The 24,885-nt window shown below is 60.5% G+C and carries 20 protein-coding genes and 2 tRNA genes; 16 read left to right on the plus strand and 6 right to left on the minus strand.

Annotated features, from left to right (window positions below; all coding sequences use genetic code 11):
* The first annotated feature begins 59 nt into the window (after window positions 1-59).
* From QWU44_RS06230 to crgA, 7 genes are all read left to right on the plus strand, one after another.
* The gene (locus QWU44_RS06230) at window positions 60-524 is read left to right on the plus strand and encodes an FHA domain-containing protein (protein ID WP_370914808.1); all 465 of its coding nucleotides are present in this window, start codon (window positions 60-62) and stop codon (window positions 522-524) included.
* On the plus strand, window positions 521-2,071 hold the full coding sequence (locus tag QWU44_RS06235) for a PP2C family serine/threonine-protein phosphatase (RefSeq protein WP_370914809.1): 1,551 nt from the start codon (window positions 521-523) through the stop codon (window positions 2,069-2,071). Before QWU44_RS06230 ends, QWU44_RS06235 begins: the two co-directional genes overlap by 4 nt.
* Window positions 2,072-3,457 (plus strand): FtsW/RodA/SpoVE family cell cycle protein, encoded by a 1,386-nt coding sequence (locus QWU44_RS06240; protein WP_370914810.1) that lies wholly within the window; start codon window positions 2,072-2,074, stop codon window positions 3,455-3,457.
* Window positions 3,458-3,460: 3 nt separating this feature from the next.
* Window positions 3,461-4,912 (plus strand): peptidoglycan D,D-transpeptidase FtsI family protein, encoded by a 1,452-nt coding sequence (locus tag QWU44_RS06245; protein WP_370914921.1) that lies wholly within the window; start codon window positions 3,461-3,463, stop codon window positions 4,910-4,912.
* 20 nt (window positions 4,913-4,932) lie between these two features.
* Window positions 4,933-6,495 (plus strand): protein kinase, encoded by a 1,563-nt coding sequence (locus tag QWU44_RS06250; RefSeq protein WP_370914811.1) that lies wholly within the window; start codon window positions 4,933-4,935, stop codon window positions 6,493-6,495.
* 2 nt (window positions 6,496-6,497) lie between these two features.
* Window positions 6,498-8,531: a Stk1 family PASTA domain-containing Ser/Thr kinase gene (gene pknB, locus QWU44_RS06255; RefSeq protein ID WP_370914922.1), complete on the plus strand. Its 2,034-nt coding sequence runs from the start codon at window positions 6,498-6,500 to the stop codon at window positions 8,529-8,531.
* Between the two features lie 188 nt (window positions 8,532-8,719).
* Window positions 8,720-8,986, plus strand: a complete 267-nt coding sequence (crgA, locus tag QWU44_RS06260; protein ID WP_370914812.1) for a cell division protein CrgA — start codon at window positions 8,720-8,722, stop codon at window positions 8,984-8,986.
* Window positions 8,987-9,475: 489 nt separating this feature from the next.
* Here the strand turns inward: crgA and QWU44_RS06265 are convergent, their stop codons facing one another.
* Entirely contained in the window at window positions 9,476-10,177 is a 702-nt protein-coding gene (locus QWU44_RS06265) for a rhomboid family intramembrane serine protease (RefSeq protein WP_370914813.1), read from the minus strand.
* A gap of 203 nt (window positions 10,178-10,380) precedes the next feature.
* Window positions 10,381-10,905 carry a peptidylprolyl isomerase gene (locus tag QWU44_RS06270; RefSeq protein ID WP_370914814.1) on the minus strand — a complete coding sequence of 175 codons (525 nt, stop codon included), beginning with the start codon at window positions 10,903-10,905 and terminating at the stop codon, window positions 10,381-10,383.
* Between the two features lie 207 nt (window positions 10,906-11,112).
* Between QWU44_RS06270 and QWU44_RS06275 the strand changes: the two genes are divergently transcribed.
* A complete protein-coding gene (locus QWU44_RS06275; protein WP_370914815.1) occupies window positions 11,113-12,009 on the plus strand; it encodes a hypothetical protein in 897 nt (298 codons plus the stop codon).
* A gap of 96 nt (window positions 12,010-12,105) precedes the next feature.
* Here the strand turns inward: QWU44_RS06275 and QWU44_RS06280 are convergent, their stop codons facing one another.
* Complete coding sequence (locus QWU44_RS06280) at window positions 12,106-12,390, minus strand: TetR family transcriptional regulator (RefSeq protein WP_370914816.1); 285 nt, start codon at window positions 12,388-12,390, stop codon at window positions 12,106-12,108.
* On the minus strand, window positions 12,387-12,596 hold the full coding sequence (locus tag QWU44_RS06285; protein ID WP_370914817.1) for a CopG family transcriptional regulator: 210 nt from the start codon (window positions 12,594-12,596) through the stop codon (window positions 12,387-12,389). The genes QWU44_RS06280 and QWU44_RS06285 overlap by 4 nt, the downstream gene beginning before the upstream one ends.
* A 153-nt stretch (window positions 12,597-12,749) precedes the next feature.
* On the opposite strand from QWU44_RS06285, the gene gyrA reads away from it, so the two are divergent.
* The 7 genes from gyrA to QWU44_RS06320 all read left to right on the plus strand — a co-directional run bounded on the left by gyrA (window position 12,750) and on the right by QWU44_RS06320 (window position 19,891).
* A complete protein-coding gene (gene gyrA, locus QWU44_RS06290) occupies window positions 12,750-15,401 on the plus strand; it encodes a DNA gyrase subunit A (protein WP_370914818.1) in 2,652 nt (883 codons plus the stop codon).
* A gap of 2 nt (window positions 15,402-15,403) precedes the next feature.
* Window positions 15,404-15,748 (plus strand): DUF3566 domain-containing protein, encoded by a 345-nt coding sequence (locus QWU44_RS06295; RefSeq protein ID WP_370914819.1) that lies wholly within the window; start codon window positions 15,404-15,406, stop codon window positions 15,746-15,748.
* 129 nt (window positions 15,749-15,877) lie between these two features.
* Window positions 15,878-15,954: transfer RNA gene (locus QWU44_RS06300), tRNA-Ile, on the plus strand.
* Between the two features lie 9 nt (window positions 15,955-15,963).
* A tRNA-Ala gene (locus tag QWU44_RS06305) sits at window positions 15,964-16,036 on the plus strand.
* Window positions 16,037-16,361: 325 nt separating this feature from the next.
* Complete coding sequence (locus tag QWU44_RS06310; protein ID WP_370914820.1) at window positions 16,362-16,805, plus strand: hypothetical protein; 444 nt, start codon at window positions 16,362-16,364, stop codon at window positions 16,803-16,805.
* A 231-nt stretch (window positions 16,806-17,036) separates the two neighbouring features.
* Window positions 17,037-18,473, plus strand: a complete 1,437-nt coding sequence (locus QWU44_RS06315) for an APC family permease (protein ID WP_370914821.1) — start codon at window positions 17,037-17,039, stop codon at window positions 18,471-18,473.
* 50 nt (window positions 18,474-18,523) lie between these two features.
* Entirely contained in the window at window positions 18,524-19,891 is a 1,368-nt protein-coding gene (locus QWU44_RS06320) for an NAD(P)/FAD-dependent oxidoreductase (RefSeq protein WP_370914822.1), read from the plus strand.
* A gap of 79 nt (window positions 19,892-19,970) precedes the next feature.
* On the opposite strand, the gene QWU44_RS06325 is transcribed toward QWU44_RS06320, so the two are convergent.
* Window positions 19,971-20,966, minus strand: a complete 996-nt coding sequence (locus QWU44_RS06325) for a helix-turn-helix domain-containing protein (protein ID WP_370914823.1) — start codon at window positions 20,964-20,966, stop codon at window positions 19,971-19,973.
* A gap of 202 nt (window positions 20,967-21,168) precedes the next feature.
* On the opposite strand from QWU44_RS06325, the gene QWU44_RS06330 reads away from it, so the two are divergent.
* Entirely contained in the window at window positions 21,169-22,569 is a 1,401-nt protein-coding gene (locus QWU44_RS06330) for an aldehyde dehydrogenase family protein (protein WP_370914824.1), read from the plus strand.
* Between the two features lie 72 nt (window positions 22,570-22,641).
* On the opposite strand, the gene gyrB is transcribed toward QWU44_RS06330, so the two are convergent.
* Window positions 22,642-24,723: a DNA topoisomerase (ATP-hydrolyzing) subunit B gene (gene gyrB, locus QWU44_RS06335; RefSeq protein WP_370914923.1), complete on the minus strand. Its 2,082-nt coding sequence runs from the start codon at window positions 24,721-24,723 to the stop codon at window positions 22,642-22,644.
* Window positions 24,724-24,885 lie beyond the last annotated feature (162 nt).

Genomic DNA, 24,885 nt, shown 5'->3' on the forward strand with positions numbered 1-24,885 from the left:
CACCCCACGGCCCAGATTTCCCCCATCCACTGCTGCATCACCCGCCAGGAGAAGAAGATATGGAATCGGTAGTTCTGCTCGCCCTGCGGATGGGCTTGCTCGTACTCCTGTGGTTTTTCGTGTTCATGGCGCTGCGCGCACTGCGTAGCGACGTTCATTCCACCACGGGGGGAACAGTCGGACGCGGCAAACGTTCGACGGGTGGCGGCCTGCCACTCGCACGTTCCACGACCCCGCAGCGCCTGATGGCCGTCGGAGGCCCGTCCGAGGGAACCTGGATCGAGTTGGCGGGGCTCAACGAGATTCTCATCGGCAGAGATCCGAACTGTACGTTCGTTGTCGGTGATGATTCGACGACGCGCCAACATGCCCGACTGTTCAGGCACTCTGACGAGTGGTTCATCGAGGATCTGGCCTCGCGGAATGGAACCTTCGTCGCAGGTATCCCCATTGAACAACCAGAGCGTGTGGGTACCGACACCGACATTGACCTGGGAACCACCACCGTGAGGCTCGTACCGTGACCTGGAGACTGAACTACGCCACCGCATCCGATCGTGGACTCGTACGGGGCAACAACGAGGATTCCGCTTACGCGGGTCCACACCTGCTGGCGCTCGCGGATGGTATGGGTGGCCACGCCGCGGGTGAGATCGCCTCCCAGCTGATGATCAACCACCTCCGGCCCCTGGACGCTGATCCCGGCGACAACGATGTGCTCGCGATATTGGGATCTCTCGCAGATGACGGCAACCGCTCCATCGCTGCCGAGGTACGGCAGAATCCACAGACGGAGGGAATGGGCACAACGCTCACCGCGTTGCTCTTTGCCGATCGGCAAATGGCCCTGTGCCATGTCGGGGATTCCCGCGGATACCGCTTGCGGGAGGGGAAACTGACACAGATCACCACCGACGACACCTTCGTGCAGTCTCTGGTCGAGGAAGGAAAACTCGACCCGGAGGATATCTCCACGCATCCACAGCGTTCCCTCATTCTGAAGGCCTACACCGGGCGTCCCGTTGAACCCCGGCTCGAACTGATCGACACCCATCCCGGGGATCGTTTCCTGCTGTGCTCCGATGGTCTGTCCGATCCGGTCACTCATTCCACCATCGAGGAAGCTCTCCGGGTCGGCACACCGACGGAAGCGGCACGTCGTCTGGTTGATCTCGCGCTCCGCTCAGGTGGCCCGGACAACGTCACGGTGATCGTCGCGGACATCGTCGACGTGGATACGCTCGCCACCGCGGAAGCCCGGGCTGCGCTACCGGTCACCCCAGTTGTCGCAGGTGCCTTGAACACCGTCGACCCGGAAAGCCCACGACCCGATACTGCAGCCGGGCGAGCTGCGCTGATGAATGCACGGCAACCACAAGACATCTCTCCTTCCGGCCAGACGACGCCACAGGTCACGGGGCCAGATCAGTCAACTCAACAACCCGTCACCGATACCCGTGGCTCTCGGAGTCTCCGGTGGATCATCCCCGTTTTTCTCCTGATCGTCGCGTTAATCGGTGGTGGTTGGTGGGGCTGGAACCAGGTGAGCTCCACGTACTACGTCGCCGTCACCCCGGAAGATCCCAACTCGAATGACGGAGGCAATATCGTCATTGAACGGGGGATCAATCTCTCCGTTCTCGGTCGTCCCCTGCACGACACCTATCAGATCGTCTGCCTGGATGCCGATGACAGTGTCACCGTCGTCGGTCCGTCAGTGGCCGACAGATGCACCGCGTTCAGCCTGAATGATCTCCCGGAATCACGACGGGACTCCGTGAGTTCCCTACCCTCCGGTTCCTACGATGAGATCCTGCAGCAACTGCAGCGCCTCGCCGACGATGCCCTACCACTCTGCGTGACCCGGGAATCCGGTGGTTCCACCGAACCCGGTTCCGGCGCGACCGAGAATCAGGCGGCCACTGCCGCGGATCCCGACGGGTCCGAGGATGACAGTGCCGCAGAAACCGACACCGGGGAATCGGGATCCCCGACCCCGACGGCCGCACCCCGGCACAGCCCCGGGGATCTCAGTACACCGGGGGTCAACTGCCGGAAGGTGAATTCCTAGATGGGCATACTCGAGAAACTCAAGATGCGGCGCACCGAGCGCTGGTTGATCCTGCTCGCAGCCCTAGTGATTCTCATCGCACGGGCATCGCTGGCCCTCGCGGAGGGGGATGATCCCGCTACCGCTCTCATCCCGGTGGCCCAGTTCTCCGTGGTGTTCCTCATCGTGCACCTGATCCTCTGTTGGCTGCTGCCCTACGCGGACTGCATCATGCTGCCGGTGGTGGCACTTCTCAACGGTCTGGGGATTCTGATGATCCACCGACTCGATCCCTTACTGATCACGCAGCGGGACGGCACTATCGCGGAAGCGTATCTCGCCCCCGGTCAACTCCAGTGGACGATGATCGCCCTTGCGATGATGTTCGCGGTGCTGCTGATCATCCGTAGCCATCGCGTGTTCACCCGCTATTCCTATCTACTGGGAATCCTGGGACTGGTTCTCCTGGCACTCCCCATGGTGTGGCCGGGGTCTGCCGGAAGTGATGCCAAGATCTGGATCTCTCTGGGGCCATTCTCCGTGCAGCCCGGTGAGTTCTCGAAGATCCTTCTGCTTCTGTTCTTCGCGCAACTCCTGGTGAACAAGAGGGCCCGTCTGAATGTCGCCGGTGCCCGTATCCTCGGACTCGATTTTCCCCGACTGCGGGATCTCGGACCGATCCTCTTCGTATGGGCCATCGCGCTCGTCATCATGGCGGGAGAAAACGATTTCGGGCCTGCGCTACTGCTGTTCAGCACAGTCCTCGGTATGCTGTACCTCGCGACAGGGCGGACCTCATGGCTGTTGATCGGCGGTCTGCTGGTCGCGATCGGCGGCTACGGGGTCTACATGATCTCAGCGAAGATCCAGTCCCGTGTAAACAACTTCCTCGACCCGCTGGCCAACTATGACGGCACGGGCTACCAACTGTCTCAGGCGCTCTTCGGAATGAGTTGGGGCGGGATCACCGGCACCGGGCTCGGCCGGGGATACCCCGATGAGGTTCCGGTCGCTCACACCGACTTCATTCTCGCCGCGATCGCCGAGGAACTCGGGCTCGTGGGTATCACCGCGATTCTGCTGCTGTTCGCCGTCCTCATCATCCGAGGTATGCGTACCGCAATGCTCGTCCGTGACTCCTACGGGAAGCTCGTCGCCGCAGGACTGTCCCTCACCCTGGCAATCCAGGTCTTCGTCGTCACTGCGGGTAACTCCGCTCTCATGCCGATGACCGGACTCACAACGCCGTTCATCTCACACGGCGGCTCCTCGCTGATAGCCAACTACATTCTGCTGGCACTCCTGTTACGTATCTCGGACACCGCCCGTCGCCCCACGGTTCGGGCAACAACACCATCGACCACGGCAGTGCCCGTACCTGGGCTCCGCCAGGAGGTTCAGCGTTAGATGATCAACCGTTCGATCCGCACAACCGCCGTGTTCACGATGGTCCTCATCATCATCCTCATCGCGAACCTCACCCGGGTCCAGGTGTTCAGCGAGGACGCCTACGCACACAACGCGCTGAACAAACGTCAGTACTACAAGACGCAGTCGATCCCCCGCGGCCAAATTTCTACGGGGGGACTCGTCCTCGCACGTTCAATCGCGGACGAGCAGGGGCACTACCACCGTGAATACGTCACCGACCCCGTCGTCTACGGACCGGTTGAGGGCTACCTATCCGAGATCTACGGGGCAGCGGGCCTTGAACTCGGGTACAACGACATCCTCAACGGCACCGACGCGTCACTGTTCGCCTCCCGCTGGATGGATACTCTGCTCGGCCGGACCCAGTCCGGCGCGAGCCTGGAACTCACCCTGAACCCCGAGGCACAGCAGGCCGCCTACTCAGGTCTCGCGGACCGGGGTTACGAGGGAGCGGTCGTCGCAATCCGTCCGAGTACCGGCGAGATCCTCGCCATGGCGTCCACACCGAGTTTCAACCCTACGGCGCTCGCGGATTCCACCACCGCCGTGTCCGCCTGGAACGAGCTGACCGCCGATCCGGGCGCACCGCTGCTCAATCATGCGACCCAGGACGCACTTCCGCCCGGCTCGACCTTCAAGGTCATCACCGCCGCCGCGGGGCTCTCCGGCGATGTGACACCCGAAACACAGTTCACCGCCGCACCGCAGACCACGCTACCGGGGACCGAAACAACCCTGGAGAACTACGGCGGACAAGCCTGCGGTTCCGGCGAGACCGCGTCACTGGCCACTGCATTCGCCCTCTCCTGTAACACCGCATTCGTCGAACTCGGTGTACAGGTCGGCGCGGATGCACTCCGTGAGCAGGCCAAGAAGTTCGGTGTCACCGACTCCTACGATCTCGGTCTGCCCACGGTTCCCGGCACCGTCGGTTCCCTGCCGGATCCCGCGGCCGTCGGGCAGTCATCCATTGGTCAACGCGACGTGACGATGACGGTGCTCGAGAATGCCGTCGTCGCCGCGACCGTTGCCAATCGCGGAACACGGATGAACCCGTACCTCGTCTCCAGGGTTCTCGGCCCAGATCTCCGAACACTGCGCAGTACCGACGCCCGGGAGCTGAACCGCGCACTCAGCCCCGAAGTCGCCGACCAACTCACGGAGATGATGCGCGCCAGTGAACGCAACACTGCGGGGTACAGTGGCGCCGACATCGCCTCGAAAACGGGAACAGCGGAACACGGCGAGGATTCCCGGAATTCCAATCCACACGCCTGGTACATCGCCTTCGGTCCTTCCGAGAACGCCGATGTCGCCGTCGCCGTACTGGTCAAGAATGGTGGAGATCGCGGACAGGCGGCCACCGGTGGATCCGTGGCCGCACCGATCGGCAGGGCCGTCATCGATGCCGTGCTCCGGTCGGGACGCTAGGAAAGGAAACTGTGACTCCCATGTCCAACACCAGTGACCCCAGACAACCCTCCGGGGACAACCAGGGTGCCGATCGTCTCCAGCGTCTGATCGGCACCGATTACAGGCTGCAGTGGATCATCGGTCACGGTGGCATGTCGACCGTATGGCTGGCTACCGATGTCCGCAACGACCGCGACGTCGCCGTGAAAATCCTGCGTCCCGAATTCTCCGACAACCGTGAGTTCCTGGATCGTTTCCGGAATGAAGCAGCCGCTGCAGAGCGGATCAACTCCACCAATGTCGTGCGCACCTTCGACTACCGTGAAGTCCCCGATCCCGCCGGACACACCTTCTGCTTCATCGTCATGGAGTACGTCCGCGGCGAATCCCTCGCAGATCTCATCGCCAGAAAGGGACACCTCGACGAATCCCTGGCCCTGGACGTTCTGGAGCAGGCCGCCCACGGGCTGTCCGTGATCCACCAGATGCGGCTCGTCCACCGGGACATCAAACCCGGCAACATCCTCATCACCGAGGAAGGCCGGGTTAAGATCACCGACTTCGGTATCGCGAAAGCCGCAGCAGCAGTGCCCCTTACCCGAACCGGGATGGTCGTCGGTACCGCACAGTACGTCTCTCCCGAACAGGCGCAGGGAAAGTCCGTGACCAGTGCATCCGACGTCTATTCCCTCGGCGTCGTCGGCTACGAGATGCTCTCGGGAAGAAGACCCTTCTCCGGAGACTCCTCGGTCTCGGTCGCCATCGCACACATTAACCAGGCACCACCCCAGATATCGGCGTCCGTATCCGCCCAAACCCGGGAACTCATCGGAATCTCGCTACGCAAGGACCCCGGCCGACGATTCGCCGACGGCAACGAGATGGCTCTGGCTGTTCACACGGTGCGGATGGGTGGACGCCCACCACAACCCCGTTCGGCCGCAATGGACCGCAGGGCACCCGCACCCACACCAACGGAATCCACCCGTATTCTCGGACAGGTCACCAACCCGACGACGATCCAACCCGCGGTGGAATCCGGTCCTCCACCCATGCCGGTGCGACCGGTCGTACACCACAACCAGCCGGTGCGGCAGAGCATCCCGGTGCAGCAAACCACACCGGCCCGCGGTGGCGGCGGCGGTATCATCGTCTTTCTCCTGGTGCTGCTCATCGGCGCATTGGCCGCAGTGGTATGGCTTCTCGTCTCCACCGGAATCATCACCATAGAGGGCGTGACCGGCCAGACAACGCCATCCCGCCCGGCAGTCACGCAGTCTCCGGAACCGTCCGTCGTCACCGAGGTGACGACAACCACGGTGCCCGCCCCGGCGCCCGCCCCAGAACCCACACCGGCACCGCAACCACGTGAAACCACATCAGAGATTCCTCCAACATCCCGGGAAACCACCCGGGAAACCACTCCGGCCCCAGTGGTGCCACCGATACCGGACACCGCCACCGACGCTTCCGTCCCGGAAGCCGCTAACGTGGGCGACCGGACCACCGAACGTACCACCCCCATGCGTGGTGTGTCCGCCATAGAGGCACCGACCAGAACAATTACCGACACGGAAAATTCCGGAGAGGAGACCCAGTGAGTGTGCATGTGCTCGGAGAGCGCTATGAACTCGGTGAGGTCATCGGGACCGGCGGCATGTCAGACGTGTACGCGGCGAAGGACACTCTCCTGGGGCGTGAGGTAGCCGTCAAAATGATGCGCGCGGAGCTCGCACGGGACGTCAACTTCCGTGAGAGGTTTCGCCGTGAAGCCCAGAACGCAGGCCGGCTCAATCATCCGTCAATCGTCTCCGTTCTCGACACCGGGGAAACCGAACTGAACGGAATCAAAATTCCGTACATCGTGATGGAGCGTGTCCACGGCCGGACCCTCCGTGAAATCGTGCAGAGCGACGGACCCATGAGCCCCGCAGAAGCCGCACGGACACTGGTTCCCGTCTGCGAGGCACTTCAGTTCTCCCACGACGCCGGTATCGTGCACCGGGATGTCAAACCGGCGAACATCATGATCACGAACACAGGTTCCGTGAAGGTAATGGACTTCGGTATCGCCAGAGCAGTCGATGACGCGACGTCTGCGATGACGCAGACCTCCGCGGTGATCGGAACAGCCCAGTACCTCTCCCCCGAACAGGCCCGAGGAAAATCTGCCGATGCCCGCAGTGATGTCTACGCACTGGGATGTGTCCTCTATGAGACGGTAACCGGGCGCCCGCCGTTCGAGGGAGACTCCCCCTTCGCGGTGGCCTTCAACCACGTCCACGAGGATCCGGAACCGCCCTCCTCCTACATCCCGGACCTCACTCCCACGGCTGCACTGAATGTCGATGCAGTGGTGCTGCTGACGATGGCGAAGCACCCCGCCGACAGATACCAGTCCGCAGCGGAACTCGCCGCGGACTTGACCCGGCTGGGACGCAACGCCGTATCCAACGCCGCGCGGAGCCATATGCGCCCGGCCCAACAGGAGAAACCCGACCGGACCGGAGCAGCGGATGCCACAACGGCATATCCCGGCAACCCCGGATCAGCCATCCCACCAGTGGTACCACCCACCGGGTCCACCCGTGTACCGGAGTACGGGGGACGTCGTCGCCGAAGCGAGGAACCCCAACACACCGAGCCCCGGCGTTCACGCAGTCGCGGTATCTGGGTCGGTGCCGCACTGGGATTGGTGGTGGTCGCCGGAGCAGCCTTCTTCGGTCTCAATACATTGATCGGCGACAACGGACCTGGTGGAGGTTCCCGCAGTGCTGTCGGCATCAACGCCGACGGAACCGTTACGGTTCCCGATGTTTCAGGTAAAACCATGGCCGCTGCACGCACCGGTCTGGAGCAGCTTGATCTCCGGGTCACGGTGACCCGCCAACCTTCACCCGACGTACCCAAGGACATCGCACTGGCTACGAACCCCGGTTCCGGGTCCACCGTACAACCCGGGTCCACCGTGACACTTCTAATTTCCTCGGGAACCGAAGTAACCCGTGTCCCCGATCTCACCGATCTGAATACCGAGGAAGCGGAACGGGCACTGGTGAAAGCTGAGCTGGCTCTCGAACCCGTCGTCCGGGAGGTATCCTCGGACACGGTCCCGGAAGGGAAGGTCGTGGAACAGGAACCACGCGCGAACGAGGAAGTTCCCAAGAAGTCGAAGGTGACGATCACCGTCTCGACGGGTCCGGAACTCGTGGCACTTCCAGATCTCAGTGGGCAACCCGTCGAAGCGGTACGCCAGCAACTGGAGAACATGAAACTCGTGCCGGTCGTGCAATCAGTTCCCTCCGACCTACCCGTCGGCCATGTCACCGCTGTCCTCCGGAGCGGTACCGAAGTCCCCCGTGGTACACCCGTGACCGTCCAAGTTTCCGACGGTTCGATGTTCCGTATTCCTGATCTCACCGGCATGGACGTGAATCAGGCACTCGCTGCCCTCCGGGCCGCTGGCTGGACCTCCCCAGATACATCACTGCTCCAGCAACCCGTGCAGACAGGCGCACTGATCGAATCAGGGCAGATCGCGGGTCAGACCCCGCTGCCCGGTGAATTGACTGGGAAAGATGCGCTGGTGAGTATCAGGGTCAAGCAGTTCGACCTGTTGAAGGTTCTGCGCCCCTGATCTCCCAGTATCACCCCGAGGAACGGTGGTGTCGGTGTCGGGGCTGGTAGATTGTCATCTATGTTCGGCACCCCGTCGACACCGGCTATCTTCCGGTGGCGTGTATCCGGATCCGTGGCCCGGTAGATCGGTGCTCACGACCCGGGGTGTCCGTCGAATACACATCACGCCAATCTGTAGAGGTAACCATGCCGAAGTCAAAGATCAACAAGAGCACCACCCCCATCTCTGGTGGTAGCTCGAACCGTGTCCCGGTGAAAATCAACGCCAGTGGCACCCCCTTGTGGTACAAGATCATCATGTTCGGCCTCATGTTGGCGGGACTCGCGTGGCTTGTGGTGAATTACCTCGCCGGTACCCAGATTCCGCTCATGCTGGAGCTGGGCCCATGGAACTATCTCATTGGCTTTTCACTGTTCATCCTGGGTCTGTTGATGACCATGGGCTGGCGCTGACCGTACCCGCCCTCACACGCCGTATCCCGGCACAGCATCTGGATCGCTGTGCCGGGATACGGCTTTTTCACATCACATACATCCTTCGGAGCACCAATCCCACACAAAGTTATCCACAGGGCTGGTGGGTTACACACAGGTAATTTGTGGATAACCTCTTCACACAATGTTGAACAAGTTATCCACAGGCTGTGGATTAAACTGTGGAATAATCTCACTTCACGACTCAGCCACAGAATTCCACACCCTGTGGATAAACCTGTGCACCACTTTTATTGATCGCACATATTTTCGCTTAAAATGGAAAAATTCCAGTACACAGCCTCGAATAGCGTTCAGAGACACGGTGAATTACAAAACTGTCATTATCCACAGTGTGGATAAGTCCTGTGGAATCTCTGCTGCCGGTGAAAAACACACAGAAACCCCCGGCCATGGTGGACAAACAGGCCGGGGGTTATCAACAGATAGTGGATCACGGAGAAGCTGTCACGGGAAACCTGTGGAAAACACCACCACACATGACAGAACGGCTACGATCCCGGATCCGAGGAGCAGACCAACGCCAACCCATCGTCCACTCGGACTCCGAGTACCGAACAGAACGAGGGAAAGCAACACCCCGGTGCCGAGGCCCCCGAGGTGACCCCACAGAGAGACTCCCGGGGTCATCAACGTGTAAACGAGATTCACACCTATCAGCACCAGCGCTGCACTCACCTGAGCATCCTGCCGCGAATACGCAATGGCAACGAAGACTGCCATCAACGCATACACCGCACCGGAGGCCCCCACCGTCGGCGAATCCGGGCTCAACCAGACAACCGTCGCCGAAGCCCCGAGCGCACCGGTAACAAGGATTCCGAGCATCAACGGTGACCCGAACATCGACTCAGTCTCTCTACCGATCAGGTACAGGAGAAATACATTCACCACCATGTGCCCGATCCCCAGATGAAGTAGAGCCGAACCGAGTGCGCGAAGCGGACCAAAGACAGAGTCATCCATCAGCGGGAGATACAATACCCAGGCATCGCCCAGCCCACTGTGGTCAAGATTTCCGGTGAATGAGCGGGACTGCACCGCGGTGACCAGAAACACGAAAACAATCAACCCCACAGTCGAGGCGGTCACGGGTGCCTGCCGGTAGAGATTCCGGATCATCTGTGCGGGTGGAGTGGGACTGGACATGGAAACCTCCGACTATCACGTCACCGGACCAGACGTTCAGACCGGTGACGACGATGAGTTATCTGTGAACATGACAAAAGACCCCGCACCCAACGTTCGCTGAACCACATCACGTTGGCTCTGCGACCCGTAACGGTGTGCGGGGTCTTGTATTTCAGGCATCGGAGCTGTGTCGGGGAACTGACACGCCACGGGCCTCCGGATCAGTCGGTGATCTCGACGCTCTCGATGACGACAGGCTCCGTGGGCCGGTCCATGCGGTCAGTCGCGGTACTTGCAATGGCATCGACAACCTTCTTCGACTCCTCGTCGGTGACCTCACCGAAAATGGTGTGCCGGTTGTTGAGATGCGGAGTCGGTGCAACGGTGATGAAGAACTGGGAACCGTTCGTACCCGGACCCGCGTTCGCCATGGCCAGCAGATAAGGACGGTCAAACGAAAGCTCAGGGTGGAACTCATCGGCGAACTGGTAGCCCGGACCACCACGCCCGGTTCCCGTCGGGTCTCCACCCTGGATCATGAACTGATCGATCACACGGTGGAACACTGAGCCATCGTAGAAGGGACCGGTGGTAGAACCACTTGCATTATTCGCCCGGTATTCACTCGTGCCCTGCGCGAGACCAACAAAGTTCTCGACGGTGTTCGGTGCATGATTTCCGAAGAGATCAATGGTGATGTCACCACGGTTGGTGTGGAGGATCGCGGTCGCGGTCTTGTTTGTCATGTGTCCCATGCTAGTCAACCAGCGACTCCGATGCCGATTCCCACCCATACCAGCATCCGTGATGCCCCCACAGGGGCATAGCAGGTTACGCTGGATACACCACAGCCCGACGAGTACTTCCGGTCGTACGGTGGCGGTTCACCCCCGCCTCCTTCGTCTCCGGTGTACTCGACTGGGTCACTGAACGTCTCAACCAAGGAGAAACACGTGAACCCCACAACCATTCGGATGGCGTACAAACTCGGTCGACAGGCCTTTGGCTCTGCCCGCGATTTCCGTTCCCAGCACAAGGTCAACAGCTATGACGATCTCGTCGCCCGAGCGAACGACTACGCGGATCGCCGCAAGGCGATAAGCCAGGTCCGCGACGAATTCGCCACCAAGGCAGGTTCCCTGACCGAGGAATCCCAGGTACAGGCGGGTGCGCTGCTCCGGGAGGCTCGGCACCGCCTCGAACAGCTCCGTGAGCAGGCCGAGGAAAAAGGCGCTCAGCTCACCGAGGACGTTGAGAAGAAAGGTGGCAGGACAATGAAGAAGGCCCGGAAAGCCGCAGAAAAGGCCCGCAGGAAGGCCGAGAAGAAAGCGGAGCGCACGAACTTCCTGGGTAACCTCTGCACTGGTGGTGGCGGCCGCGGTCGACTCGCGAATCTGACACTCCTCGCGCTCCTGGTTTCCACCGTCGCCGGAATTATCTACTGGTTGCGTGGCCGCGCAGACACACCAGGAACCAACCCACCCAACGTACGGGACCACGCCGCAGGATCCGACACCGCAGTCACCGCGGATCTAGCTGACAAGGCAGATCACCTCGCAGACAGAGCAGCTGATGCCGCCGCTTCCGCCAGGGCGCGAGCGAGCGAGCGTCTCGCGGAAGCCCGGGCGAAGGCCGATGAACTTCTCGGCCGGGGTGACTCCACCGGTGAGGACAGCATCATCGACAAAACCTCTGAGAAGACCAAGGACATCGCTGAGGCTGTGACGGACAAAGCCGAAGACATCGCAGACGACACCAAGGACGCCGTAAATGACGCCGCAGACGACACCAAGGACGCCGTAAAGAATGCGGCCGACGACGTGAAGCGTGCGGCCGACGACAAAAAGTAGGGCCACAAGTAATTTTCCGTGACCGAAGCAAACAGCATCGGATATCTCATAATGGGATATCCGGTGCTGTTTTTCATGCCCTAACGATGATGTGTTTCAACGGGCATTTACCCGCCTTAACACTTCGGCTGCGGCATCTGCCAGGACGTCATTGGCGTCATCAAGGGGTGCAAGCCGGATGATGGCCTCTGATAGGGCATCTGCGGCGGAGCGCACATCCTGATGGACGCGAACCCCTCCATATGCGGCTGCGGTCACGGCTGCAGCCCCGGCGAGTAGTGCGTAGTCGCGGACATGGACCCGGTGTATAGCAATCACCTCATCGGCAATGATCAGAAGCTGCTCCGGAGTGATCGGGCGGACGGCGGGTCCGGGGGTCATCGTCCGTGCCGTAGGCGTCGCTCATTTTCCGCGTAACCATTGACGACGGTCCGCGCCAGTTCAGCGACTTCTGCGTCCGCGAGTACGCGGGCGGCCGTCGCGACAATCGCCCGCGTCGCGGCTTCCTGTTTGCTGGTGCCCTGTGCCTGGGCGAGGAGTGTGAGTGCCCGGTCCTGGGCGTCGGTGAGGCGAAGTGTCATGGCCATGATCCGAGACTACGCCTTTGATACCTGATTGATACCAAGGTTCTGCTTTTCTTCGCTCTGTAAGGCACTGAGAGCCCGTTTCCGGATTTCAGCGGGTTAGAATGGTCGAGATCAAGATCTCCATTAACCTGCTAGACGGAAATTAGGTGACCCGTGAGCGACGACAACTCCGGCGGCAACGACGGCGGCGAGCTCCTCTTCGACAGGATCAATCCAATCGACATCGGCGAGGAGATGCAACGCAGTTACATCGACTACGCGATGTCGGTCATCGTCGGCCGTGCACTGCCCGAGGTGCGCGACGGTCTGAAGCCCGTGCACCGACGACTGCTGTACGCGATGTACGACAGCGGCTTCCGCCCCGACCGTTCCTACGTAAAGTCCGCGAAGCCCGTCGCGGAAACCATGGGTAACTACCATCCGCACGGTGACTCCGCGATCTACGACACCCTGGTCCGCATGGCCCAACCCTGGTCGATGCGCTACCCACTCATTGACGGACAGGGTAACTTCGGTTCCCGCGGTAACGACGGTGCCGCCGCCATGCGTTACACCGAGTGCCGCCTGACTCCGTTGGCGATGCAGATGGTGCGGGACATCCGCTCCAACACGGTCGATTTCCAGCCGAACTACGACGGCAAGAACCTTGAACCGGTGATTCTCCCCTCCCGGGTTCCTAACCTCCTGATGAACGGTTCGGGTGGTATCGCCGTCGGTATGGCCACGAACATCCCGCCGCACAACCTCACCGAACTGGGTGACGCGATCTTCTGGATGTTGGAGAACTACGAGGCCGACGAGGCAACGACCCTTGAGGCGTGCATGAGCTTCGTCAAGGGCCCTGATTTCCCCACCGCCGGTCTCATCGTCGGTGACCAGGGCATCAAGGACGCCTACACCACGGGCCGTGGCTCGATCCGCATGCGCGGTGTGACCACGATCGAGGAGGACGGTAACCGGCAGATCATCGTGATCACCGAGTTGCCGTACCAAGTCAACAAGGACAACCTGGTGCTCAACATCGCCGAACAGGCGAACCAGGGCAAGATAGCCGGTATCTCCCGGATCGACGACGAGTCCTCCGACCGCGTCGGCCTGCGCATCGTAGTCACCCTGAAGCGGGACGCGGTGCCGCGCGTCGTGCTGAACAACCTGTTCAAGCATTCCCAACTGCAGTCCAGCTTCGGCGTGAACATGCTCTCCATCGTCGACGGGGTGCCGCGCACCCTGCGCCTGGACCAGATGCTGCGCCACTACATCGCGCACCAGGTCGACGTCATCATCCGCCGCACCCAGTACCTGTTGGATGAGGCTGAAAAAGAGGCCCACATCCTGCGTGGCCTCGTCAAGGCACTCGACATGCTCGATGAGGTCATCGCCCTGATCCGGGCGTCGGCGACCGTCGACATCGCCCGGAACGGTCTCATCGATCTCCTCGACATCGACGAGATCCAGGCCGATGCGATTCTCGCGATGCAGCTTCGCAGACTCGCCGCCCTGGAGCGGCAGAAGATCGTCGACCGGCTGGCCGAGATCGAGGAGATCATCGCCGACTACAAGGACATTCTCGCCCGCCCCGAACGGCAGCGCGCGATCGTCCGGGACGAGCTCACCGAGATCGTCGAGAAGTACGGCGACGAGCGTCGCACCCAGATCATCGGCGCCACCGGCGACGTCACCGAGGAGGACCTGATCGCCCGCGAAAACGTCGTGGCCACGATCACCTCCACCGGCTACGCCAAGCGCACGAAGGTCGACGCCTACCGCAACCAGAAGCGCGGCGGCAAGGGTGTCCGCGGCGCGGAGCTGAAGAGCGATGATGTCGTTCGCCACTTCTTCGTGTGCTCCACCCACGACTGGATCCTGTTCTTCACCAACTACGGCCGCGTGTACCGGCTCAAAGCCTACGAACTGCCCGAGGCCTCCCGGACGGCCCGCGGCCAGCACGTCGCGAATCTCCTGGAGTTCCAGCCCGGTGAACAGATCGCCCAGGTAATCCAGATCCAGGGCTACGACGACGCCGAATACCTGGTACTCGCCACCGCGCACGGCCGGGTCAAGAAATCCCGGCTCGCGGACTACGACTCCGTCCGCTCCGGTGGCCTGATCGCCATTAACCTCAACGAGGGTGACTCACTCATCGGTGCCTCGCTGTGCTCCGATGAGGATGATCTCCTGCTCATCTCCGAGGAGGGTCAGGCGATGCGGTTTACCGCTGATGACGAAACCCTGCGCCCAATGGGGCGTGCAACCGCCGGTGTGAAGGGAATGCGGTTCCGTGGCGATGACAAGCTCCTCGCTATGTGCGTCGTCGGTACAGGCGACTATCTACTGGTCGCCACATCCGGGGGTTACGGGAAGCGCACTGCGATGGAGGAATACCCGACAAAAGGACGGGGTGGACTCGGTGTCGCCACCTTCAAGTACACCCCGAAGCGCGGCAAGCTCATCGGTGCCCTATCAGTCGACGACGATGACCAGATCTTCGCCATCACCTCTGCGGGCGGGGTCATCCGTACGGAGGTCGGCCAGATCCGACCGTCCTCGCGGCAGACGATGGGTGTGCGGCTGGTCAACCTAGAGAAGGGTGTTGAACTACTCGCCATCGACCGTAACGTCGAGGGGGAGGGGGAGGAAACCGCTGAGGCTGTCGCCACCGGCGCCGCCAAGGGCCCGGCGTCCTTCACCCTCGATGACTCCGAAACCACGGATATTCCCGGCGTCCGACGCGCCGGAAGCACTAACCTTGACGCCAACGGAGTCCCACTCCACAGGGATCCCGACACCGATGAGAACGGGGACTAGTGATGAACCTTCAGGAAGTAACCGTCACACGGATATCCCCGTTGTCGGCATTCCGGACCGCACTGGCACTATCCCTCGCTGCACTGGCGGCATGGATTCTGTGCGTCACCCTGCTGTACTACGGACTCGATCAGTTCGGTATCTGGGCGAAGTTGAACAGCATCGTGACGGGAGTAGGGGGCAGCGATGTCATCACCTTTGGAACGGTGCTGTCCTTAGCCAGTCTCCTGGGTGCTGTCACCGCTATTGCGGTGACGATCCTCGCGCCACTGACCGCAGTGATCTACAACGGCATGGTCGAACTGTTCGGTGGCATCGTAATCACCCTCAGTGAGGGTGATTACTGATCCGTCTCCACCGTGTGTGGGTACCTTTCCGATACGGTGCCCACACACCCGGAATCAGTTCCGGAACTCACCTCACCAGGGGATTTGCTTTTAACAGTGTCCGCTGGGTAAAGTTCATTCTCGTTCCAAGGGCCTATAGCTCAGTCGGTTAGAGCGCTTCGCTGATAACGAAGAGGTCACAGGTTCGATTCCTGTTAGGCCCACCATCAGAACTTGGGGCATTAGCTCAATTGGTAGAGCACCTGCTTTGCAAGCAGGAGGTCAGGAGTTCGATTCTCCTATGCTCCACAAGGATAAGAAAGCCGGTTCAGTCATTGACTGAACCGGCTTTCTGCGTTACCGGGGGTACGTCGCCACCGCAAGTAGTCGAAAACATCGGAAGTGTGTAACATCTGTGACTGTTGTGACTACAGTTAACTTGTGAAGTTTGGTTGCTGTGGCGGAAGAGTCACAACATCACTGACACGCGCTCTTCATTCGAGATCGGGAGATCTCGAATGAAGAGCGCGTGTCATTTTCGGGGCCAGCACAGCCCACCCACCCCACGAGGTAAGGTGTAGTCCGTAGAACTGAAGCACACCCACAATAAGCACCAGGGGATGACACACCACCCATGACCGACCTCAAGACCCAACTCACCGGATCTCACCGAGACGCCGTCGTCACGGACATGGCGACGTTCATCGACTCTTCGGTCGCCGATCTCTCCGGCCTCACAGGCATGGCCATCAAAGGCGCCGTCGGAGCGGCACGTAAAGCTGACGCGAACGTGGTTTCCAAGGGTGTCAGTCGACTCCTGCCCGAGCTCTGCGAAGCTCTCGACCCGCATTGGCAGAATTACCGTCAAGGTGGCCCAACCAGCGATTTCGGCACATATCTCGACGCACACCGCGCCGACGTGACGGACTCTATCCTCGCTGTCGCCGACCGCAATGCCGGGAAAATCAACCAGCCAGCGATAAGCAAGGTTTACTCGTCGGTTCGCGGGAAACTTACCGGCATCATCGGCGAGCGCCTCAATGGTCTCGGACGGATCATCGAAAAATACGCCGCCTGATTGACCCCATGAAACCGAACCCCCGCTCCGCCATCGGACCGGGGGTTTGTTCATACCCAGCGGAAGGAAACGGAAGAGGTCACCTCTCCGAATTCCCGGATCAGGGGTATTCAATGTCCGTCCCCTGTCAAGTCATGCATCACATCACAAACCTGTAGCACTCACACACAACCATAAATTGTGATCTGTCTCATACACTGAGTCCACGTATTTCCCATCCAGGAGGATCACATGGCTCAGCACGTGCACGAACTGGAGCCGGGTATCCGGCGACTGACCACACCTCACCTCGTCTTCATGATCATCGCGGCCAGCGCCCCACTCACCGTTCTCGCCGGAGGTGTGCCCACCAACTTTGCGGTCTCCGGTCTACTGGGTGTCCCCGTGGCCTACCTCGTCCTGGGAATCCTCATCGCCATCTTCGCCTTCGGTTACGGTGCGATGAGCACCCGTATCCAGAACGCGGGAGCCTTCTACGCCTACATCTCCAAGGGCCTCGGAGACAGAGTCGGCGTCGCCTCCTCACTCGTCGCGCTGCTGTGCTACAACCTCATGCAGATCGGTCTCTACGGCCTGTTCGGCTTCGCACTGTCCGGGGCACTCGCATCGGTCACACCGCTGGTACTGCCCTGGTGGACCACCGCACTGCTGGGATGGTTCTGTGTGGGTCTTCTCGGCATTCGACACGTCGAACTCTCCGCCCGTATCCTTACGGTCCTTGTCGCTCTTGAATTCCTCGTCGTCGCCGTGGTCTGTGCTCTCGGGCTGACTCATGCACCGGAGGGAATCAGCACGATCACCCTGCGCCCCGGTGATTTCTTCACCGGTGGGGTCGGCGTTCTCCTCGCGTTCGGGATCGCGGCGTTCATGGGATTTGAGTCGGGAGCCATCTACTCAGAGGAGACCATCGACCCCGATCGGACCGTCTCCCGGGCAACATTCATCGCCGTCGGGATCATCGCCCTCTTCTATGCTTTCTCCGCATGGGCGTTCTCCATGGGCATAGGACCGAGTGGAATCATCGACAGCTCCCGTGAATTCGGGCCTGACCTTATGTTCGTGTGGCTGGAGGACTTCTCCCCGGCATTCTCGTTGTTATCCAGTTTCCTCTTCATCACCAGTCTGTTCGCCGCCCTCATCGCCTTCCACAACGCTGCGGCCCGGTACGCGTTCGCACTAGGGCGAGCCTGGGTTCTCCCCAAGGTTTTCGGGAAGATCTCCCACGACGGAACCCCACACGTCGGGTCCCTCGGACAATCTGTTCTCGCCTTTACCGTCATCGTCATTTTTGCGGGTGCCGATACCGTGAATGGCAACACCCCCTTGTTTCCCGTCATTACGTTGTTCACTTGGTTGACCAACACCGCGGCCCTCGGTCTGGTAATTCTGCTTTCTCTCACGTCCTTCGCCATCGCCCGCCATCTCGGACGCGGGGAACAGGTGCTGGGACTCTGGACCCGGTGCATCGCCCCCATCGTCAGCGGTATCGGACTCGCACTGATCGGACTCCTCGTCCTGCTGAACTTCTCACTCATGATCGGTGATGACCAGCCCGCGATGCTCACCTTCATCCTTCCGGGCCTCATCGTGGCCGCGGCCTTTGCTGGTGTAATCCGGCAGAAACAACTCCTGGACACCACCGGTGTGAATCACGTCGAGATCCCCTGACCCGTACCTGACCCGTTCCACATCCACCGACCACCGAAAGGAACCTCCCCATGAACGCATCCGGACACAGAACCGGCACGCCGCCTAAGGTCATCGTCATCGGTGCCGGCTTCGCCGGTCTCGCCGCCGCCCGCGAGCTGGAGACCGCCGGAATCGAGGTGGTCATCCACGAGGCCCGCAACCGCATTGGAGGACGTGCCTGGACGGACACCCGCCTCGGACAACCACTCGAAATGGGGGCCACCTGGGTGCACTGGCACCAGCCCCACGTCTGGTCCGAAATCACCAGGTATGGCGCAGAGATCGTAGCTAGTCCCTTCTGCGACACCGCCTACTGGCGAACAGGTGACACCGTGAAGAAAGGAACGGAGGACGAACTCGATGGCCTTCTCGCCCGGCCGATGGCAAAGATCTTCGAGAACTCACACGAGTTCTTCCCGCAGCCCTATCGCCCCCTCGCGATTCTCGACGCAGGATCTTCAGCCAGCGAGGAGTTGAAGGAGAGATTCCGTCAGGCTGACGCAGCCAGCGTCATGGATGCCTTATGCACGGATGACTTCACCCCGGAGGAACGTGACCTCTGCGACGGATACTGGTCTGCCGGATACATCGGAAACCCCTACGGGGGTTCCGCACTGATGGCGAAGCAATGGGCCGCGCTCTGCGACAATCGACTCTCCCTCGTCGATGAGCAGACCCTCCGTTTCAAACTCGTGGACGGCATGCAGCAGCTCTACAACGGCATCGCCGGAGACCTCAACTGCCCAATCCATCTCAACAGTCCCGTGTCCCGGGTGGAACACACTGATCACAGTGCACGGATCACTCTTGAATCCGGAGCCACCGAGAACGCCGATGCGGTAATCGTGACCGTCCCCGTTGGGGCACTATCCACCATCGAATTCTCACCACCGCTCCGTCCCGACATGTGCCGGGTAATCGAACAGAAATGGAACTCTACCGGAGCAAAAATCTGGATCAAGGTGAAGGGCCACCACAGCATCCTCTGTTACGCCCCCTCGCCAGGCCCGGTGACCGTGCTGCGCAGCGAGTACTTCACCGATGATGACGCGACCATTCTCGTCGGGTTCGGTCCCGATCACACAGCCATCGATCTTGAAAATCCCAACTCCGCTCGTCGGATCCTGGAAGTCTGGGACCTGCCCCTCGAGGTCATCGACTGCACCGGGCATGATTGGGTGGCCGACAAGTACAGCGGCCAGGCGTGGGCAACCCTGAGGAAGGGGCAGTTCATCGACGGATGGAGCCACTTCCTCGACACCGCCTCCCGCCTCTACTTCGCGGGGGCTGACTGGGCGAAAGGATGGCGGGGTGTCGTTGTCGACGGCGCGTTGGAATCAGGCATATCCCAGGCCCGTGCGGTGATCAAAGAGTTTCAGGAGAGCCAGAACAGCTAGAATCTCCCGTCCACAGGCCCACACCCGCGCGCAGAACCACGCCATATCGAAGGGATGCGCTGCGATATACGGGGAACCCTCAACGGTTGCTCCTGAGTGGCAGTCCTCTGCTGCGCCGGTACATCGAAGGGGAGACCCCGTATCTCGCCTTGAATGCCTTACTCAGGTGTGAGGCATCATGGAAACCCACGCGTGCCCCCAGCATCGCCACGCTGAGGTTCGCGTTGCGCGGTTCGAGCAGTGCGTGCCGGACCTCTTCGAGACGGCGACCCCGGATGTAGGTACCCACCGTCGTGGATTCCGCACGGAATCGAGCATGCAACTGCCGAACGGACACGAAAAGGTTGTCGGCAATCATCGCCGGTGATAGCGCCGGATCGCTCAGGTGATCCTCAATGTAGGTCGTGGCGGCGGTGAACAGTGCGTTCGTCGATGCCGTCGCCGAACCATCCATCTCCTTACCAAGTAAGGAGATCGCCGCCAATGCGCCGGATAATCCAGCGTGCACAATCTCCGTGGCGTAGGAATCATCGATGGCCCCCAGTGCGGAGAGCCGGTCAGCGTATCCCCGTAAACCGGGAATCACCAGCCTGCCCAGGTCCGATTCTCCGGGAAGCACGGTGGCGGTCCGGATCGTCGTGTTCACCCGACTCGACATCAACAGATCCTGCGGGAAATGCCACATCAGACTCCGTTGATGGGAGGTGTACTCCAACGTGAACGGTCTACTGGTCTCGTAGAAGACGAGATCTCCGGGGCGGGCATCGGCAACTCGTCCGTCCTGCCGAACAATGAGCTGGCCCGAGATCTGCAGGCACAGTTTGCACCAGGGTTCCTGCCGCACGTCGATGTGTGAACTTTCCAGGACGACAGTGTGTGCCGGGGAACGGAGATCCATAATTCCTACTTCCCCAACCTGAATCGCCTGAACCGTCGCCCGGAAATTAGCCGGATCGGATGTTGCGATCTGGAGGGGCGTGAAGGAGTTGTTGGCGATCTCGCACCACTCCGCGTAGGGATACTCCTGCGGCACCGACCTGTCCCGCCATTCCCGCCTTCGTGTCACGGTGGCCATCCTGTTCTCCCCTCATATTTGGCGCGGATTTCGTGCAACCATTGGTGGTGACACTTTTTGACAAAGGAGCTCACCCACCTGCCTCACCGGGCGCATTCCGACGCTCTAAACCAATTCATCCGCACTCTGAGACAACACGTTGACAGTGTTATGGCTCACACTATAGTGATAATATGATTTCAACCATAAGGAGAGCGAGCCTATGAGCGCAGCAGATCTGTTGTCCATCATCTCCGTGGAATCGGGTAGCCCCATCCACGATCCCGCCACGGGGGATCTCATCGCCCATGCGCCGGTGGGTGACATCAAAACCCTGGACAGCGCAATTGCTGCAGCCCGGAAAGCACAACCGGCATGGGCCGCCCTCAGCGACGACAAGCGGCGTGAACTACTCAACGCAGCGGCTGATGCGGTCGAAAAGCACGCCGAGGAGCTCGCCGTCTTGCTTTCCCGAGAGCAGGGCAAGCCACTCAACGGCCCGAATGCTCGTTTCGAGGTCGGCGGATGTGTCGGTTGGCTCCGCACCACCGCCGCTCTTCCCCTCGAGCCCGAGGTGATCGTGGATGACGGCGAGAAGCACGCTGTCATGGAGTACCGTCCCATCGGTGTCGTTGGCGCCATTGGCCCGTGGAACTGGCCCATGATGATCGCTGTCTGGCAGTTCGCCCCCGCCCTCCGGATGGGAAACACCGTCGTCATGAAGCCCTCCGAGAACACACCACTATCGGTTCTCGCACTGGCCCACGTCATCAATACGGTCCTCCCCGAAGATGTTTTCCGCATCGTCACCGGCGACGGAGAAGTTGGTGCTGCACTCAGTGCACATCCTGACATCGACAAGATCATGTTCACCGGATCCACACCCACGGGTAAAGCGATCATGCGCTCGGCGGCCGAAAATCTCGCCCGTCTGACCCTCGAGCTCGGCGGTAACGACGCCGGTATCGTGCTCCCCGACGCAGACCCGGAGAAAATCGCCGAAGGATTGTTCTGGGGTGCATTCATCAACACCGGTCAGACCTGTGCCGCCCTGAAGCGTCTCTATGTCCACGAGGACATCTATGACGCAGTTGTGGAGGAACTTGTGGCCGTCGCAGAGAAGATGCCGATGGGCATCGGGCTCGACGAGAACAACGTTCTCGGCCCGCTGCAGAATCGGGCACAGTACGACATCGTCGCAGGGCTCGTTGAGGCAGCTCGTGAGAGCGGTGCACGTATCGTCCTCGGCGGTGATCCGGACCCAGGACAAGCGGGTAACTTCTACCCCACCACAATCGTCGCTGACATTGCCCCGGACAATGAGCTGGTCACCACTGAGCAGTTTGGTCCCGCACTCCCGGTCATCCGCTATTCCGATGTTAACGAGGCGGTTCGGATGGCGAACGACTCCCCGGTCGGATTAGGTGGCTCGGTGTGGTCCTCCAACCCGGAGGCAGCCCGCGCCGTCGCCCGTCGCATCCAAGCTGGAACCGTGTGGATCAACAATCACGGCGCCATTGACCCACGGGTTCCTTTCGGTGGCATCAAGGAATCCGGTTACGGAATCGAGTTCGGGGTCCAAGGGCTGAAGAGCCTCGGGGTACCGCAGGTCATCATGAGCTGATCCGTTCCACCGACATGCAGGACCGCCCCCGAAAGTTTCTCGGGGGCGGTCCTGCATTCGACCTACTGCAACCTAAACGTCGAGGAAACGGACGTCCTTGGCATTACGAGTGATGAAGGAGCGCCTGGCCACGACATCATCCCCCATGAGAATTGAAAACAGTTCGTCGGCAGCCTGAGCATCATCCATGGTCACCTTGCGGAGGGTGCGGACTGACGGGTCCATGGTGGTCTCCCACAGTTCCTTCGCATCCATCTCACCGAGACCCTTGTACCGCTGGATGCCATCGTCCTTGTTGATCTTCTTGCCCGCAGCGAGTCCTTCCTCGAGCTGTTGGTCACGCTGCGCATCGGTGTATGCGAAGGTTGGACCTCCCTTTGACCACTTCAACTTGTACAGCGGCGGCTGGGCGAGGAACACGTAACCGTCCCGGATCAGATCAGGCATGAAGCGGAACAGAAGGGTCAGCAGGAGCGTCGAAATATGCTGACCATCAACATCGGCGTCAGCCATGAGCACGATTTTGTGGTACCGAAGCTTGGAGATATCGAACTCATCATGAATACCGGTTCCGAGCGCCGTGATGATCGCCTGAACCTCATTATTCTTCAGGACCTTGTCGAGGCGGGCTTTCTCCACATTGAGGATCTTTCCACGGAGCGGAAGAATAGCCTGGAACATCGACTCCCGGCCGCTCTTCGCAGAGCCACCTGCGGAGTCACCCTCCACGATGTAGAGCTCGGATTTACGTGGGTCCTTGGAGCGACAGTCAGCGAGCTTTCCGGGAAGCCCACCCATGTCAGAACTGGACTTCCGACGCACCAATTCCCGAGCCTTGCGCGCAGCGAGCCGCGCATGGGAGGAAGACACAGCTTTGTTGACGATCGCTTTTGCTTCGGCGGGATTCGCCTCCAACCAGTGCATGACATTCTCATTGACCATGCGCTGAACGAAACCCTTGACTTCAGTATTACCGAGTTTCGTCTTCGTTTGTCCCTCAAACTGCGGATCCGCAACTCGAACGGAGACGACGGCCGCCAATCCTTCACGACAATCCTCGCCGGCGAGGTTCGGCTCCTTGTCCTTGAGCAACTTGTGTTCCCGCGCATAACGATTGAGCAGCGTGGTCAATGCCGCGCGGAAACCTTCCTCATGGGAACCGCCCTCGAAGGTGTTGATGGTATTCGCGAACGTGTGGACATTCTGCTGGTACCCACTGTTCCACTGCATCGCAATCTCGACCTCATGATCCTCTGCCTTCGCCTCGAAAGCGACGATGGTCGGGTGGATCGGAGTTTTCGATTTGTTCAGCGCATTGACGTAATCCTTCAACCCGTCAGGGTAGTGGTATGTCCGGGTCTTGACCTTCTTCTTCACCGTCCTGCCGGCGGCTCTGGCTTCAGCCGCCTCTGCGGCTTCGGCCGCCTCCGCGGCGATCTCCGCTTCATCGAAGGAATCCCCGGTCAGTGGTTCAGCTTCATCAACACCCTTCTCCGCGATCTCGTCGAGTTCAGCCTGCTCCTCGGTAACACGCTGATCGGTGAGGGTGATGGTGAGACCCTTGTTCAGAAACGCCATCTCCTGCAGGCGGCGGGCGATCGTCTCGAACTTGAACTCAGTGGTCTCGAAGATGTCCGCGTCCGGCCAGAATCGGACCGTGGTACCGGTTCCGCGGGCACGACCGCCCTGCTGGAGTTCCTCGGGAACGGCCTGGTTGAAGTTCTGGAACCAGTGGTGACCCTCACGCTTGATGTCGGCCTCGACGCGGGTGGACAAAGCGTTGACGACAGAGATACCGACACCATGCAGACCACCGGAAACAGCATAGGACTCAGAGTCGAATTTGCCTCCGGCATGCAACTGCGTCATGACGACCTGCACTGTTGGCATACCGCTGGGGTGCATCTCGACCGGAATACCACGACCGTTATCAACGACCTGGACACCACCGTCAGCGAGAAGTGTGACGTCGACACGGGTGGCGTACCCCGCCATTGCTTCATCGACGGAGTTGTCGACAACCTCCCAGACGAGGTGATGCAGTCCGCGTTCACCGGTGGAACCGATGTACATGCCGGGCCGCTTACGGACGGCTTCCAGACCCTCAAGGATCGTGATAGATGAAGCGTCGTAGTGGTGTTCGGTTGCTGCCACGGTGTCTGCCACGGTGTCCTTGGCTCCTCGCTGAAGTTGTATCTGGACCTTTTTATCCTACACGGTCATGGGTACCTACCGAACACGCTCTTGCGTGCGTCAGAAGGCCTCACACCCCGTTAAAAACGGAAATACCCAGTTCGTTTCCCAGCACTCCAGACA

Origin of the sequence: Corynebacterium sp. CCM 9203 (assembly GCF_041357675.1) — a bacterium.
Lineage (GTDB): Bacteria > Actinomycetota > Actinomycetes > Mycobacteriales > Mycobacteriaceae > Corynebacterium.

What these genes read in the sequence shown, in the direction of transcription:
- QWU44_RS06240 (WP_370914810.1), top strand. Translation starts at nt 2,072, where the DNA reads ATGGGCATACTCGAGAAACTCAAGATGCGGCGCACCGAGCGCTGGTTG.
- QWU44_RS06320 (WP_370914822.1), top strand. Translation starts at nt 18,524, where the DNA reads ATGAACGCATCCGGACACAGAACCGGCACGCCGCCTAAGGTCATCGTC.
- QWU44_RS06265 (WP_370914813.1), bottom strand. Translation starts at nt 10,177, where the DNA reads ATGTCCAGTCCCACTCCACCCGCACAGATGATCCGGAATCTCTACCGG.
- crgA (WP_370914812.1), top strand. Translation starts at nt 8,720, where the DNA reads ATGCCGAAGTCAAAGATCAACAAGAGCACCACCCCCATCTCTGGTGGT.
- QWU44_RS06330 (WP_370914824.1), top strand. Translation starts at nt 21,169, where the DNA reads ATGAGCGCAGCAGATCTGTTGTCCATCATCTCCGTGGAATCGGGTAGC.
- QWU44_RS06250 (WP_370914811.1), top strand. Translation starts at nt 4,933, where the DNA reads ATGTCCAACACCAGTGACCCCAGACAACCCTCCGGGGACAACCAGGGT.
- QWU44_RS06315 (WP_370914821.1), top strand. Translation starts at nt 17,037, where the DNA reads ATGGCTCAGCACGTGCACGAACTGGAGCCGGGTATCCGGCGACTGACC.
- QWU44_RS06230 (WP_370914808.1), top strand. Translation starts at nt 60, where the DNA reads ATGGAATCGGTAGTTCTGCTCGCCCTGCGGATGGGCTTGCTCGTACTC.
- QWU44_RS06270 (WP_370914814.1), bottom strand. Translation starts at nt 10,905, where the DNA reads ATGACAAACAAGACCGCGACCGCGATCCTCCACACCAACCGTGGTGAC.
- QWU44_RS06280 (WP_370914816.1), bottom strand. Translation starts at nt 12,390, where the DNA reads ATGACCCCCGGACCCGCCGTCCGCCCGATCACTCCGGAGCAGCTTCTG.
- QWU44_RS06285 (WP_370914817.1), bottom strand. Translation starts at nt 12,596, where the DNA reads ATGGCCATGACACTTCGCCTCACCGACGCCCAGGACCGGGCACTCACA.
- QWU44_RS06310 (WP_370914820.1), top strand. Translation starts at nt 16,362, where the DNA reads ATGACCGACCTCAAGACCCAACTCACCGGATCTCACCGAGACGCCGTC.
- QWU44_RS06325 (WP_370914823.1), bottom strand. Translation starts at nt 20,966, where the DNA reads ATGGCCACCGTGACACGAAGGCGGGAATGGCGGGACAGGTCGGTGCCG.
- QWU44_RS06295 (WP_370914819.1), top strand. Translation starts at nt 15,404, where the DNA reads ATGAACCTTCAGGAAGTAACCGTCACACGGATATCCCCGTTGTCGGCA.